Below are 14,615 nucleotides of genomic sequence, written 5' to 3'. Positions count from 1 at the left end.
TCCACGCTAGGGGGTTTTTATTGACTCGTCAATTAATGAAAATTCAGAAACCGCTGATATTACAGCTTGGGCGCTATGCTCGGAGGCGTCAAGTCCCTGCGATTAAGCACAAATTCGCGCCATGAGATGAAGCTTACAGCCCCCAGGATCAGTGTTCCCCCAGCGACGACCCAGACGTCAACACTTTCATGGAAAATCACAGCACCTACAATCGTGGCCCAGATCAGTTGAAGAAAGGTCACCGGTTGAGTGATGGCCACCGGTGCGGCTTGCAATGCCAATGTCATGAAATAATGGCCCGCTGTCGCAAAGCAGGCCACAAGGAACAGAATTCCGAGATCCTGCAAACTCGGCTGCGTCCACACGGCAAGCGCAAAAGGCATCAGCCCGATCGTCACCCAGATCGACATATGCGCCACAACGACAGAAGGTGGAACATCGCGCACCAGAATTTTGGCCAGCAAATAGGAACCACCCAAGGTCAGGGCCGTCCCAAGCATGGCCAGGTGACCCGGTGACACTTCGCGAAATCCCGGTCGCAGGATGATCAGCACCCCGACCAGAGCAACAAGGATGGCCGCGATCCGGCGAAAGGCCAGCTTTTCGCCCAGAAACAAGGCCGCCCCCAAGGTGACATAGACCGGCGTCATGTAATTCATGGCGGTGACTTCAGCCAACGGTATCTGTGTCATGGCGAAAAACCAGAGCATGACGCCAGCCGTATGCACGGCACCGCGTAGCCCGAACAACTTCAGCAACCGGGGCGTAAGGCGCGTCGTCAAGATCGAGCGCATGGCTGGCAATATGAACACCAGCCCCAAGGCGTAGCGCAGGAATGCGGCCTGGATCGGGTTCATCGTCGTGCCCAGAGATTTCACCAAGGCGGTCATCACGACAAAGGAAAGCCCGGCGGCAAACATCCAGAACATGCCGGCAAGCGGGCGTGACGATACAGCGAATGTTGACATGGCTTAGGTTGAACACCGAAACCCGGTCGGGAACAACCCTTCACATAACAACAAGTTTCAGTGCGATCCCCAGCATGACAGCACCAATTCCTGCATCCAGAACCTGCCACGCCCGCGGACGCGTAAAAACAGGCGACAGGATACTTGCGCCGTAGCCGAGTGAAAAGAAGAACACAAAGCTGGATGTCATCGCGCCAAGCGCAAAACCAAACCGGTCGTCATATTGTGCCGAGATCGAACCGATAAGCACCACCGTATCCAGATACACATGTGGATTCAGCCAGGTAAAAGCCAGAACCGTCAACAGCGCGGCCTTCAAACTGGTACGCTGCCCATTGCCGATTTCCATCACCGCACCGCCCTGCCAGGCGGACCGGAAACTGCGCAACCCATACCAGGTCAGGAACGCGGCCCCTCCGTACCGCATCACGGTTTCGAACCAGGGTGCCGCCTGCGCCAGCGTGCCGAATCCCGCCACGCCTGCGCCAATCAAAATGGCGTCAGATACCGCGCAGGTGAGGCACAGGATAAAGACATGTTCGCGCCGCAACCCCTGTCGCAGAATAAAGGCGTTCTGCGCCCCGATAGCGAGAATCAGACTGAAACCCAGTGCGAAACCTGCGATCACGGATGTGGGCATGGGACCTCCTGTTTATCCAGAGCGTTGACTAAGGCCTGCGCCGCGATCTATCAAATTAAAGATGTTGTCACTGAATAAGTTCAGCTAATGCTGCTGGATCCTCACCACCTGTCTGCTTTGTCTGCCATTCTGCGCCATGGCAGCTTTGATGCAGCCGCAGCGGAACTGGCTGTGACGCCTTCGGCAATCTCTCAGCGGATAAAAGCGCTGGAAGATCGGGTTGGAGCATCCCTGATCCATCGGGGAACGCCCTGCACCGGAACTCCAGCAGGGCTGCGCATCGCGCGATACGCCGAAGATGTCGACCTGCTTGAGGCGCAGCTGGCCCGCGAATTGACGCTGGAGCAGAAACCAGGGTCCGCCCGGGTCCGCATTGCGGTGCCCGCCGACATACTGGCCACCTGGTTCATTGACGCAATGGCAGATGTGCCTGACATGTTGTTCGACCTTGTGATCGACGATCAGGACCATTCGGCCGACTGGCTGAGGCGAGGCGAGGTCAGCGCCGCGGTCACCGTCGGCGGGCAGCCCGTGACCGGTTGCGACGCGATTGCGTTGGGCGTGTTGAGATATCTGCCGACGGCCAGCCCTGACTTCATCGATACTTGGTTCAAGAATGGTGTAACCAAAGAGGCGCTCGGCAAGGCACCCTGCCTCGTCTTCAACCAAAAGGACGGTCTGCAAAAGGCATGGATCACACAATACACCGGCAGCCGCCTTACCGCCCCGTCCCATTTCCTGCCGTCATCTCACGGGTTCGTTGATGCCGCGATTGCTGGGATTGGGTGGGGTATGAACCCTGCAGCCCTTGTGAAAAACGCTATCGCGCAAGGGCTGTTACGCCCCATCGTTCCCGACTCGCCGCTGGACGTCGCCCTCAGTTGGCAGGTCGGACGGGTTCTTGCGCCCGCTCTCAAACCGCTTACACAAGCAGTCAAACGAGCTTCGGAGCGGGTATTGCTTCCGCAAACAAGCCAATAGTCCAACACCACGCAATCGGAGGAACCGATGTTCTCACGCGATGCCCTCAGCTATGACCCCATTCCCCTGCCCGATAGATGCGAGATCAGCGATGCGGACATGCAAGGCGCGGCTCAGGCGTTCTATGACAAAATGCGTCAGCGTCATACCGTCCGGGATTTCAGCACACGCCCGGTTGCGCGCGATGTGATCAAAACCTGCCTGCGTACTGCCGGAACCGCTCCGTCCGGGGCCAACCATCAACCCTGGCACTTTGCGGCCATCTCGGACCTCAGCCTGAAGCAGCGCATTCGCGACGAGGCCGAGGAAGAGGAGCGGCGTTTTTATGCCGGCGGCGCGGGTGATGAGTGGATCAAGGCGCTGGAACCCATCGGCACCAACGCCGTCAAAGAGCACCTGACAATCGCACCATGGCTGATCGTGGTGTTTGCCCAGCGCTGGGGGCAATTCCAAGACGGGACGCGGTACAAGAACTACTATGTGCCCGAGAGTGTGAATATCGCCACCGGCTTTCTGCTGGCCGCATTGCATCACGCAGGCCTCAGCACCTTGACCCATACCCCGAGCCCGATGCGGTTTCTGAACGATGCGCTTGACCGTCCCGCATCGGAAAAACCGACGATGATCATCGCGGTCGGCCACCCCTCGGACACCGCGACCGTGCCTGCGGTGGCGAAAATGAAGAAACCGTTGGAAGAGATTTCTTCGTTTTTCTAGGCGCCTGTGCTTGACCCCTGTGACCGAGAGGCGTCTTCCCGGTCAGGCAGCATCATGCGATAGCACATCACGCAGGCGATCAGACTGGTGGCAACAATGAAGGCAACCGCCAGTGCGACCTCATGCATATGGGCGACCGCTGCCAGGGCGGCGGACAACAGAACCGCGGTCAACCGGGCGAATGCCTTGACTGCTGCCGATCCTTGCACCCGTTGGTCCTTGGGCGCGACGTCCATGAAATAGAGCTGGCGTGCACTGCTGATCCCGGTCACAGCAACGGTAGCCACAAACAGCGCAACCGCATGCAGGTGCACGGCATGGTCGATCCCCAAGTAGTGAAACGCCAGAAGAACACTTCCAGTACCGGCCACCAACAGTGTTCCGGCCACCATGACAGCACGATGAGATTTCATGTTCACCACTTGCCACAATGGCCCCGACACAAGATACCCCGAAGCCGATGACACAATCATCGCGGTCAGACCCTTGGCCGAACTGTGATGCGCCTCGGCCGCGATCAGGGCGAAGAACGGCACCGATAGCGAAACTGCAACCAAGGGCATACGCATGATGATATAGCGCCGAAACCAATGGTATTCGAACATGCTCAGGATACCTTTGATATTCTCCTTCAACGAGAATTTTGGCGATGCTTCCGTCTCTGCTTGCGGTTCGACCTTGCGCACGTTCTCGGTCATCGCCAGCATCAAAAGACCTGAAATCATAAAGAAAACGACTGCCACCCCGATCATGATTGAATGGCGCGAAAAGGGCGGGTGTTCCTTGGTGATCTGATGCACCAGCAGGGCAAGGCCGATGGCGCACAGGCCCCCTCCGCCAAGTTGCAGGTAATGCATCACCATGCGCGACCGCGAGTGGACATGGTCGCCCAGCAGATCGGTGAACATGAGATTCTGAACCTCGTCCACCAGACCGATCACGAAAAAGATCAACACGAAAACCACCGCGATCAACGGCACGACCCCCGTCGCGGCTGCCGCCATTGCCAACACCAGACAGGCCCCGATAAGGGCTTCGGTCAAGGCAATGGCGCGCTTCTTTTGCGATTTCGCCGCGACGGATTGTGCCAGAAAGAAGTCAGAGATCATGCTGCCAACCATTCGCACCGAAACCAGCGCACCTGCCACGAACATCGGCAGTTCGAAGGACACGGCCAGAAACGGTAACACCACCGAGGGGCTGCCCAGGGTCCATGCGACCTGCGACACGATGCTTTGCCCAGCAAGAACCGGCACATTGCGCTTGGTCTTATCAGGTGTCACGTCCGTCATTGATCTTTCGGTTGCGTCTTCCCAGAAATTCCGAGTCATCCCAGCCTAAGCGCTTGGACGGATTCCGCCAACAATCCTTGAAATCTGCCTGAAAACGAAAAAACCCGGCCAGTTGGCCGGGTTTCGCAACCGAAGTTTTTAACAGATCAGAGCTGAGCCATAACCTCATCGGTGGCTTCGAAGTTGGTCGTGACGCGCTGCACGTCGTCATCGTCTTCCAGCGCATCAACCAGCTTCATCAGCTTTTGCATGTCTTCCAGACCCAGCTCGGTCGTGGTGGTGGGCTTCCAGACCAGCTTGGTGGATTCCGATTCACCCAGCGCTTCTTCCAGCGCGCTCGACACGTCGTTCAGATCGGTATCCGCACACCAGATGATGTGGCCATCTTCCGAGCTTTCGACATCCTCGGCACCGGCCTCGATCGCGGCTTCGAAAATCGTATCCGCATCGCCGGCATCCGCCTGATACACAACCTCGCCCTTGCGGTCGAACATAAACCCGACCGAGCCGGTCTCACCCAGATTGCCGCCGTTCTTGGAAAAGGTCGAACGCACGGTCGAGGCGGTGCGGTTGCGGTTGTCGGTCATGGTTTCGACGATCACGGCCACGCCGTTGGGGCCGTAACCCTCATACCGGATTTCTTCGTAATCGTCGCCTTCACCGGCCACCGATTTCTTGATGGCGCGGTCGATCACGTCCTTTGGGACCGAGTTCGACTTGGCCTCTTTCACCGCCAGACGCAGGCGCGGGTTCTTGTCGGGATCGGGGTCGCCCATCTTGGCGGCCACAGTGATCTCTTTCGACAGTTTGGAAAACAGTTTGGACCGCGCGGCGTCCTGACGTCCCTTGCGGTGCTGGATGTTGGCCCATTTGGAGTGGCCTGCCATGTTGCGTCCTCGTCATCGTGATTGCGTGTTCGGCGCTCATATAGACGTTTGCGGGGGGCAGGATCAAGAGAGCGGCTTGCGACGACATCACTGGCTTGTATGGTGACGGCATGACGACAGATCAGATCATTCTTTTTGCGCTTTTCATCACCGTCTTTGGAATGATGCTTTGGGGGCGGTTTCGATACGACCTTGTGGCCTTTGCCGCGCTGATGATCGGCGTTGTGCTGGGCGTCGTGCCAGTGGACGACGCCTTTGCCGGGTTTGGCCACCCGGCCACCATCATCGTTGCGCTGGTTCTGGTGGTCTCTGCCGGTCTGGTCCGGTCAGGGGCGGTGTTCATGATCACCCGCACTCTGGTCGATGCTTCACGAGGGTTGGGCGCGCATATCGCCCTGATGGGCGGGATCGGAGCAGTTCTGTCGGCCTTCATGAACAACGTGGCAGCTCTGGCCTTGCTGATGCCTGTGGACATCCAAACCGCGCGCAAAGCGGGGCGATCAGTAGGTCTGTCGCTGATGCCGCTGAGCTTTGCCACCATTTTGGGGGGTATGGCGACGCTGATCGGCACCCCTCCGAATATCATCATCGCGTCGATCCGCGCAGAAACACTGGGCGAGCCGTTTCATATGTTCGATTTTGCCCCGGTCGGCGGGCTGGCAGCAATCGCTGGCCTGGCTTTTGTCGCTCTGGTGGGCTGGCGCCTGATCCCAAATCGCGGTCCGCAAACTGAGACATCCGAGGCACTGGCCGAGTATATCGCCGAACTGACCGTTCCACCTGAGTCCGCGCATATCGGCAAACGGGTTAGCGAGCTATACGAGGCTGCCGAAAAATCCGACGTGGCGATCATCGGCCTGATCCGGGACGGCAAGCGACGCTATGGCCGCTCTGCCCATGCCACGTTGAAAGAAGGTGACGCGTTGGTTCTGGAGGCCCGGCCCGAAGCGTTGGACGAATTCCGCGCCGCGCTGAATCTGGATTTCTCGGACACGCGGCGGCAGGAATTGCTGACGGCTGAGGGCGACGGGCTGGAAGTGATCGAAGTGGTGGTGCCGGAAAGCGCGCGCATCACGGGGCGCACGGCGCAGGGGCTTGGGCTGGCCTGGCGGCAGAGCACTGTTTTGATGGGCATCTCGCGCCAGGGTCGGCGAATTACCGAACAGGTTCGCAAGACCGAGGTTGAACCCGGTGACATCCTGCTGCTGCTCTGCCCACGCGACCGGGCGGCGGATGTGACGGATTGGCTGGGCTGCCTGCCCCTTGCCGGGCGCGGGCTGAACGTAACGGCAAACGACAAGGCATGGCTGGCCATCGGTCTGTTTGCCGCTGCCGTTCTGGCCGCAAGTGTCGGGTTGATCTATTTGCCCATTGCCCTGGGGCTGGTGGTCATCGCTTATGTGCTGACCAAGATCATGCCAATCGCTGATATCTACAACCACATAGAATGGCCCGTGGTCGTACTGCTGGGGTCGATGATTCCGCTGGGTAGTGCTTTGGAGACCTCGGGCGGCACCGAACTGATCGCCAATGCCCTGATCCAATTGACCGATGGCTTACCCGCCTGGGCGATCTTGACGGTACTGATGGTCGTGACCATGACCTTGTCGGACGTGCTGAACAACACCGCCACAGCCATTGTCGCCGCACCGGTCGGGATACAAATGGCGCGCACGCTCGAGGTATCGCCCGACCCGTTCCTGATGACCGTGGCCGTTGCAGCTTCGGCTGCGTTCCTGACCCCTATCGGGCACAAGAACAATACACTGGTTCTGGGTCCCGGCGGCTATCGGTTTGGAGATTACTGGCGCATGGGGTTGCCGCTGGAAATCCTGATCATTGCCGTCTCGATCCCCGCCATCCTTGTCTTCTGGCCGCTGTGACGGGTAAAGGCTGCGCATGAAACGCTTTTTGATCCTGCAACTGCGCTCGGAAACGGATGCATCCGACGCCGAATACGCCTCGATTTTGAACCGGAGCGGATTGTCGCCCGCGCAGACCCATCGCATCCGTCTGGATTGCGAAGACCTGCCCGAGGGGTTGGATGTCACCGACTATGCCGGTGTCATCGTAGGCGGTGGGCCGGGCTGTGTCAGTGACGACCCGGCAACCAAATCCCCGCTGGATGCGCGGATCGAAGCGGCGATCATGGGCTTGATGCCGCAGATTATCGCGCAGGATCACCCCTTCATGGGCTGCTGCTATGGCCTTGGTATTCTGGCCGCGCATCTGGGCGGCGATGTCAGCAAGGCGCAATATGGCGAGCCTGTGGGGCCGTCTACCTGCCACCTCACCAAAGACGGGCAGCAGGACGTGTTGACCGCAGGGTTGGACAACACTTTTGACGCTTTCGTGGGTCACAAGGAAGCGGTTCAGGCGCTGCCTGAGGGTTGCGTTCACCTTGTCACCTCCGCCCCTTGCCCGTTTCAGATGATCCGCTGGGGGCAGAACGTCTATGCCACGCAATTCCACCCCGAGGCCGACGCCAAAGACTTTGAACAGCGCATCAATATCTACAAAAACCACGGCTATTTCCCGCCCGAGGACGCGCAGAAACTGATCGATCACTGCCATTCGGCCGATGTCACGCAACCCGGCGAAATCCTGCGCCGTTTCGTCCAGCGGTACGAATGACCCAACGGCGCGGTTGCCTGCGCCTTCCTGCCTCGCTTAGGCTGATCTGACGCGACTTTGGGAGGAGTTGTCCTTGGATCTGCTAATAAACGTTATCCTGCCGGTTTCGCTGGCCATTATCATGCTGTCTCTGGGTATCGGGCTGGAAGTCGCTGATTTCCGCCGTGTTCTGAGCCGGCGGCACGCGTTTGCCATCGGTGCCGTAAGTCAAATCGTGCTGTTGCCCGTGGCAGCCTTTATAACAGTCAAACTCTTCGCTTTACCGCCCGAAATCGCAGTTGGTTTCATGCTGCTCAGTTTTTGCCCCGGCGGCGTAACCAGCAATATCCTGTCCAAGCTCGCCAAAGCAGATGTGGCGCTGTCGGTCAGCCTGACTGCGGTGATCAGCCTGTTGTCGATGATAACGGTCCCGATACTCGCCACGTGGTCGGTTGTGCATTTCCTGGGCGCTGACGCCCCCGAGGTTTCGATCACCGGGCTGGCGATCGCTCTGTTTCTGATCACGACGCTGCCGGTGGCGATTGGCGTTGGAATTCGCCACTTTGCAACAGGGTTTGCAAACCGTATTGAAGCCGGACTGTCGACCTTGGCAACGGTGCTTTTCGTTCTTGTCGTCATCACAGCACTGGTCGCGAACTGGCAGCTGTTTGTTGACAACCTCACCAAAATGGGCGCGGGGCTGATCTCGTTGAACGTGGCTTTGCTGTTGATCGGTCTGGGGCTCGCGCGCGCCGCAAATCTGTCGTGGAATGAGTGTAAGACCATTTCCATCGAAACCGGAATTCAGAACTCGACACTGGGCATTACACTTGCTGCTTTGATTACAAATACTGACAGTGGGTTCAGCCCGCTGGCCCTGCCTTCGGCTGTCTATGGCATTATGATGTATGCTGTCGTCCTGCCGTTTCTTGTCTGGTTCCGCCGCCGCTGAAAGGACAGTTCATGACGAATAACACAGCAGATGCGATTGTCGTCGGCGCGGGGCTGGCAGGGTTGGCCGCGGCGGCCGAGTTGGGCGACCGGGGCAAGAAGGTGATCATCGTCGATCAGGAACCCGAGAGCTTTCTGGGCGGTCAGGCATTCTGGAGCCTCGGCGGCCTGTTCATGGTCGACACACCCGAACAACGCCGCATGGGCATACGCGACAGCCGCGATCTGGCATTGCGCGACTGGATGGGCAGCGCGCAATTTGACCGCGAGGAAGACCTATGGCCGCGCAAATGGGCCGAAGCCTATATCGAATTTGCCGCTGGCGAAATGCGCCCTTGGCTGCACAAGATGGGCCTGCGCTGGTTTCCCGTCGTGGGCTGGGCTGAACGCGGTGGATCTTATGCAAATGGGCACGGCAACTCGGTCCCGCGCTTTCACATCACGTGGGGCACCGGCCCCGGCGTTCTGGAACACTTCGACCGTCGCGTCCGCGAACATGTCAGCGCCGGGCTGATCCAGTTAAAATTCCGTCACCAAGTCAGCCATATCATCATGCAGAACGGGAGCGCCAAGGGCGTGTCCGGTGAGGTTCTGGCCGATGACACCGCCCAACGCGGCGGCAAGACCAACCGTGACGAGGTGGGAGAGTTCGAGGTCTATGCACCCTCTGTCATCGTCACCTCTGGAGGTATCGGCGGTAACTTTGAAATGGTGCGGCAGAACTGGCCCAAGGATCGTCTTGGGGAACCACCGCAGGACATGGTGGCGGGTGTTCCGTTTCACGTCGACGGCCGCATGATCGCGATCAGCGAAAAGGCGGGCGGTCATGTCATCAATGGTGACCGCATGTGGCATTACACCGAAGGCGTTCGCAACTGGGATCCGATCTGGCCCGCCCATGGCATTCGCATTCTGCCTGGTCCCAGCTCGATGTGGTTCGATGCCAAGGGCAACCGTCTGGCGCCACCCTGCCTTCCGGGGTTCGATACGCTGGGGACGCTGCGTGAAATTCTGAAGACAGGGTACGAGTACAGCTGGTTTGTTCTGACCCAGAAGGTGATCAAGAAGGAATTCGCCCTCTCCGGGTCTGAGCAGAACCCCGACTTTACCTCTGGCAGTTGGAAAGAGGTTATCCGGCAACGCATCTTGTCAGGCTCCAAGGCAACCGCCCCGGTCGAGGCGTTCAAGGAAAAGGGTGAGGATTTTGTTGTCGCCAACACGTTGACCGAACTGGTCAATGGAATGAACCATCTGGGCGGGGGTCTGATTGACGAGGCCCATCTGCGCGCCCAGATCGAAGCACGGGATTCTCAGGTCGACAACCCGTTCTCGAAAGACGCGCAGATGATGGCGATCCTTGCGGCGCGGAATTATCGCGGAGACAAGCTGATCCGTACCGCCAAACCACACAAGTTCCTTGATCCGGCCAACGGTCCGCTGATCGCGGTCAAACTGCACGTTCTGACGCGCAAAACGCTGGGCGGGCTGCAGACCAATCTGGACAGCCAGATGATCGGAGCCGATGGCAACGTTGTGCCCGGCCTGTTCGCAGCAGGCGAAGTCGCCGGGTTCGGCGGTGGCGGCTATCACGGCTACAACGCGTTGGAAGGCACGTTTCTGGGCGGTTGCATCTTTTCCGGTCGCAACGCAGGACGGTCTAGGACAGTCGCCTGACGGCCCAGCCCATTTACTTGCGCACCAGCTTGATCACGGGCTCGCCCTGAGCATCCAGCAGGGCCAGCGCGTTGCCTTGCATCGCGAATGTCGTGACGCTTTGCATCGATTTCAGAAACTGCCGCTCGACCTCATCCATCGGGGGCGGACACGCCATGAGCGTTGCGGCCATATTATCCGGAAACTCGATCCGGTTACCGGAAATCTCGGCCTGGCCGCTGAACCGGTTACAACCGCCACTCCCCGAAAACGCGCCATTTTGCCCGAATGCAAGCTCGGGCCGTTTTTGCGTCTCGACAGGCGCGCCGTTCAGGCCCGAGGCGACCCACTCGGTGTTTTCCAGCGCAAGCGCGCCCTGATTTTGCACCTGCACCAACAGCAGGTCAGCAGCATTTTCTGCCCCATCGGTCAAAACCGGGTAAACCGTATCCGTTGTGAACAGCAGTTGTTGCCCCTGTGTGACCGAGGCGCGCACGGCATAGCTGTGGCCGTCCTTGATCAGCGCCTCATCATAATCCAATTTAAATTGCGCCGGCACCCCGGTCAGCGCGTATCTCTGGGCGGCAAGTGTCACGGCTGGGGCATCAGCTAACGAGATATCCTGAAGCTCAACAAAAAGGGTCGCATCAGGCGGAAGGGCAATGCGCTCTCGGTATGTCGCGGTTCCTTCAACGGTACCAGCAATCGCTGCGCCGCTTAGAACGGTCGCTAACGCGGCACCCGTAAATATGGCGCGGCCTGAAGTCGGCATGGCAAATCCCCTTTGCAAATTACATTCACAAAAGATTGTGCATCATCCGGTATTTACAAGTCTGAAGCCATCCAGGCGGCAATTCTGCGCCGATTTTATAATGGCCAGATTAACGGAATAAGCAGCGAGGCAAGCAATCCAACCGTTATGTTCAGCGGCACCCCAACCTTCAAAAAGTCAGTGAACCTGTAACCACCGGGGCCGTAGACCATCATGTTGGTCTGGTATCCGATCGGCGTGGCGAACGAGGCCGAAGCTGCCACCATGACCGCAACCACAAGCGGGCGCGGATCTATTCCCACGGCCTGAGCCAACCCGATGGCAATTGGCGTGACCACGACCGCGACGGCGTTGTTCGAAACCAACTCGGTCAGTACCGAAGTCAACAGATAGATCGCCCAGATAATCAGGAATGGCGGCAAAACGCCCAATCCCGGCGCCACGAACTCGACAATGAGAGAGACCGCTCCTGAGCTGTCCAGCGCCGCACCGATGGCCAGCATCGCAAAAATGAGCGCAAGCAATCGGCCTTCGACAAAGGAAAACGCCTCATCCGCATCAATGCAGCGCGTCAGAAGAACCACGGCGACAGCCACAATCGACAACAGCAGGATCGGCGCAACGCCCAACGCCGCAAGGGCGACGATCCCGATCAATGCGCCAACAGCAATCGGTGCATGGCTGCGACGGAAGGCGCGCGCGGAAGGCTGAGTGACGTCCACCATGTCCATGTCAGCCGCAAGCCGCTGGATATCCGCCGGGGCACCTTCCAACAGCAGCGTATCCCCAACCCGCACCACCAGATCATCCAGTTGCCGGCCGATATTCTGATTGCGACGGTGCACCGCCAACACGTAGACGCCGTACCGACGCCGCAGGCGCAGCATGCCCAGGGTCCGCCCAACCATTCGGCACCCGGGGGTGATCAACACCTCGACTGTCTTGGTTTCAACCGCGGAAACCTGATCCACACGTTTGAGCTCTTTGTTGGTCTGAAGGCTCAGCAGTTCGGTCATCTCGGTTCGCAAAACCACGCGGTCGCCAACCCTCAGTTCGACGCCCTTTAGATTACGCCGCAGCGACTCATCCCCACGAACCACGTCGATCAAACGTACGCCGGCGCGTTTGAATAATTGAACGCCGGTTACTTCGCGCCCGATCAGGTTGCTGTCAGGCGGAATGACGGCCTCGGTAAAGAACTTCATCTTTGACCGATCGCTGAGTAGCGACGCCATACTGTCTCTCTCGGGCAACAGCTTAGGCGCGATGAACCGCAGATAGATCATGCCATAAATCACCACCGCGATCCCCAGTGGCGTGACCTCGAAAATCGTGAAAGCTTTCATTCCCTGCGCGCGGGCGACCCCATCCACCAGCAGGTTGGTCGAAGTGCCGATCAGCGTCAGTGTACCACCCATAATGGCGGCGTAACTCAGCGGGATTAAAAGTTTCGAGGCGGGCACGTTCAGGGTGCGGGCAATTTGCACAAAAACCGGGATCATCACCACGACAACCGGCGTGTTCGACACCACTGCCGAGGCCAATACGACAAACCCCATAAGCAACCCGATGGCAAAACGCGGATTAACCTGAGCCTGTTTTTGCGCTGTCGAGGTAAACGAGTCCAACGCCCCGGTTCGCACAAGGGCCCCCATGATGATGAACATCGCGCCAATCGTCCAGGGCGCGGGGTTGGAGAGTACCGCAAGTGCGCTTTGATACGGCAAAATGCCGGTCACAAGCATCAGCGAGACGCCACCGATGGCCACTACTTCGGTCGGATAAACCTCGCGCAGGAACATGATGAACATGCCCGCAACGATGAGCAGCGCCAGAATTGCGCTCCCTGTGTCTGTCAGTGAAAGGAAGATCATTCGTGGTATTCTGTCCGAACCCGAGCCCAAGCGCCTGATGACAGGCAGTTTCACGCATTGCGCGCAACAGAGCAAGCCTGACGTTAACTATTCGGGTCCGGCCTGTTCCAAACGTCCCCCAACGCGCACCATACGCACAGTTTTTGCGCTGCCATCCTGATCGTTGGTTTCCACAAACACACCGCTCAGCGTTGCCTCGCCGTTTGCGGGGGTAAAACGTGCCTTGGGCATACCAGTGATGAAGCGACGCATCGGCTCGATTTTGTCCATGCCGATGACCGAGTCATAGTCGCCGCACATGCCAGCATCTGTCAGATACGCAGTGCCACCCGGCAGAATTTGAGAATCCGCTGTAGGCACGTGGGTATGAGTGCCAACCACAAGACTGGCGCGCTTGTCGCAATAATGGCCCATCGCCATCTTCTCGGACGTCGCCTCGCAATGCATGTCGACGATGATCGCATTTGCCTGACCACCGCGCGGATGTGATTTCAGGATCGGCTCGATTGCCGAGAACGGGTCATCAAAGGGCCGTTTCATGAAGACCTGCCCCAGCACCTGCACCACCAGAACTTTGCGCCCGCCCGGCGCGTTGAACAGCCGGTGTCCGCGCCCTGGTGCGCCCTTGGCAAAATTCACCGGACGCACGATGCGCTGTTCTTTCTCGATGTATTGCAGCATGTCTTTCTGGTCGAAAGCGTGATCGCCCAGCGTCAGGCAATCCGCTCCGGCATCCAGAAGCAGCTTGGCGTGATCACCGCTGAGCCCCATGCCGTTCGACGCGTTTTCACCGTTGACCACAACAAAATCCAGCCGCCATTCGTCTCGCAGACGCGGCAAATGTTGCTGAACGGCGGCGCGGCCCGCGCGCCCCATGACATCACCAAGAAACAAAATCCTCATGAACCGGGTCGTAGGGGCTGTGCAGGGCAATAACAAGGCGGAACCGTGAAATTTGCCATCACCTTAGAGGTTGAAATCACATTCAATCGTGGCAATGTTTTGATGCAGTTCTTGGATACAGAGGGAATTCTTCGTGAAGTCATTTACAGTTCTGACCGCCTGCCTTTTGACCGCCACAGCGGCGGTGGCAGAAGGCACCAAAACCTCCATGCCCAACCCGGCCGCAACTTTTTGCATCGAAAACGACGGAACCTACCAGCTTCGCAAAAACGAAGACGGAAGCGTTTTTGGTGTCTGCATCCTGAAAGATGGCACCGAATTGGATGCCTGGGACTACCTGCGCAGCCATTTCGAGCAATAACAG

At 58.5% G+C, this 14,615-nt stretch carries 14 protein-coding genes; 7 read left to right on the top strand and 7 right to left on the bottom strand.

Annotation, left to right across the window (positions count from 1 at the left end; genetic code table 11):
* Window positions 1–59 precede the first annotated feature (59 nt).
* Both ACR0LF_RS10245 and ACR0LF_RS10240 read right to left on the bottom strand, forming a co-directional pair.
* Window positions 60–968, bottom strand: a complete 909-nt coding sequence (locus ACR0LF_RS10245; RefSeq protein ID WP_480578310.1) for a DMT family transporter — start codon at window positions 966–968, stop codon at window positions 60–62.
* Window positions 969–1,008: 40 nt separating this feature from the next.
* Window positions 1,009–1,608, bottom strand: coding sequence for a LysE/ArgO family amino acid transporter (locus ACR0LF_RS10240; protein WP_480578307.1), 600 nt, complete (start codon window positions 1,606–1,608; stop codon window positions 1,009–1,011).
* A gap of 87 nt (window positions 1,609–1,695) precedes the next feature.
* Here ACR0LF_RS10240 and ACR0LF_RS10235 point away from each other — a divergent pair, with 87 nt between their 5' ends.
* Window positions 1,696–2,589, top strand: a complete 894-nt coding sequence (locus tag ACR0LF_RS10235; RefSeq protein ID WP_480578304.1) for a LysR family transcriptional regulator ArgP — start codon at window positions 1,696–1,698, stop codon at window positions 2,587–2,589.
* A 27-nt stretch (window positions 2,590–2,616) separates the two neighbouring features.
* Window positions 2,617–3,306, top strand: a complete 690-nt coding sequence (locus ACR0LF_RS10230) for a nitroreductase family protein (protein WP_480578301.1) — start codon at window positions 2,617–2,619, stop codon at window positions 3,304–3,306.
* On the opposite strand, the gene ACR0LF_RS10225 is transcribed toward ACR0LF_RS10230, so the two are convergent.
* The gene (locus ACR0LF_RS10225; RefSeq protein WP_480578298.1) at window positions 3,303–4,598 is read right to left on the bottom strand and encodes an MFS transporter; all 1,296 of its coding nucleotides are present in this window, start codon (window positions 4,596–4,598) and stop codon (window positions 3,303–3,305) included. The genes ACR0LF_RS10230 and ACR0LF_RS10225 overlap by 4 nt on opposite strands.
* Window positions 4,599–4,744: 146 nt before the next feature.
* On the bottom strand, window positions 4,745–5,485 hold the full coding sequence (locus tag ACR0LF_RS10220; RefSeq protein WP_171175476.1) for a YebC/PmpR family DNA-binding transcriptional regulator: 741 nt from the start codon (window positions 5,483–5,485) through the stop codon (window positions 4,745–4,747).
* 110 nt (window positions 5,486–5,595) lie between these two features.
* Between ACR0LF_RS10220 and ACR0LF_RS10215 the strand changes: the two genes are divergently transcribed.
* From ACR0LF_RS10215 to ACR0LF_RS10200, 4 genes are all read left to right on the top strand, one after another.
* Window positions 5,596–7,368, top strand: a complete 1,773-nt coding sequence (locus ACR0LF_RS10215) for an SLC13 family permease (protein ID WP_480578295.1) — start codon at window positions 5,596–5,598, stop codon at window positions 7,366–7,368.
* A 16-nt stretch (window positions 7,369–7,384) separates the two neighbouring features.
* A complete protein-coding gene (locus ACR0LF_RS10210; protein ID WP_480578292.1) occupies window positions 7,385–8,119 on the top strand; it encodes a glutamine amidotransferase in 735 nt (244 codons plus the stop codon).
* Window positions 8,120–8,192: 73 nt separating this feature from the next.
* Window positions 8,193–9,050: a bile acid:sodium symporter family protein gene (locus ACR0LF_RS10205; RefSeq protein ID WP_480578289.1), complete on the top strand. Its 858-nt coding sequence runs from the start codon at window positions 8,193–8,195 to the stop codon at window positions 9,048–9,050.
* A gap of 11 nt (window positions 9,051–9,061) precedes the next feature.
* Window positions 9,062–10,723: an FAD-binding dehydrogenase gene (locus ACR0LF_RS10200; RefSeq protein ID WP_480578286.1), complete on the top strand. Its 1,662-nt coding sequence runs from the start codon at window positions 9,062–9,064 to the stop codon at window positions 10,721–10,723.
* 13 nt (window positions 10,724–10,736) lie between these two features.
* On the opposite strand, the gene ACR0LF_RS10195 is transcribed toward ACR0LF_RS10200, so the two are convergent.
* The 3 genes from ACR0LF_RS10195 to ACR0LF_RS10185 all read right to left on the bottom strand — a co-directional run bounded on the left by ACR0LF_RS10195 (window position 10,737) and on the right by ACR0LF_RS10185 (window position 14,251).
* Window positions 10,737–11,474: a YbaY family lipoprotein gene (locus ACR0LF_RS10195; RefSeq protein WP_480578283.1), complete on the bottom strand. Its 738-nt coding sequence runs from the start codon at window positions 11,472–11,474 to the stop codon at window positions 10,737–10,739.
* Window positions 11,475–11,569: 95 nt separating this feature from the next.
* Window positions 11,570–13,348, bottom strand: coding sequence for an SLC13 family permease (locus ACR0LF_RS10190; protein WP_480578280.1), 1,779 nt, complete (start codon window positions 13,346–13,348; stop codon window positions 11,570–11,572).
* 87 nt (window positions 13,349–13,435) lie between these two features.
* A complete protein-coding gene (locus ACR0LF_RS10185; RefSeq protein WP_480578277.1) occupies window positions 13,436–14,251 on the bottom strand; it encodes a TIGR00282 family metallophosphoesterase in 816 nt (271 codons plus the stop codon).
* A gap of 133 nt (window positions 14,252–14,384) precedes the next feature.
* Here ACR0LF_RS10185 and ACR0LF_RS10180 point away from each other — a divergent pair, with 133 nt between their 5' ends.
* The gene (locus ACR0LF_RS10180) at window positions 14,385–14,612 is read left to right on the top strand and encodes a putative hemolysin (protein WP_480578274.1); all 228 of its coding nucleotides are present in this window, start codon (window positions 14,385–14,387) and stop codon (window positions 14,610–14,612) included.
* The last annotated feature ends 3 nt before the right edge of the window (window positions 14,613–14,615 follow it).

The organism is Ruegeria sp. E8 (assembly GCF_056533985.1).
Note: the sequence above shows the minus strand (reverse complement) of the source record. Positions and strands in the feature narration are given on the sequence as shown.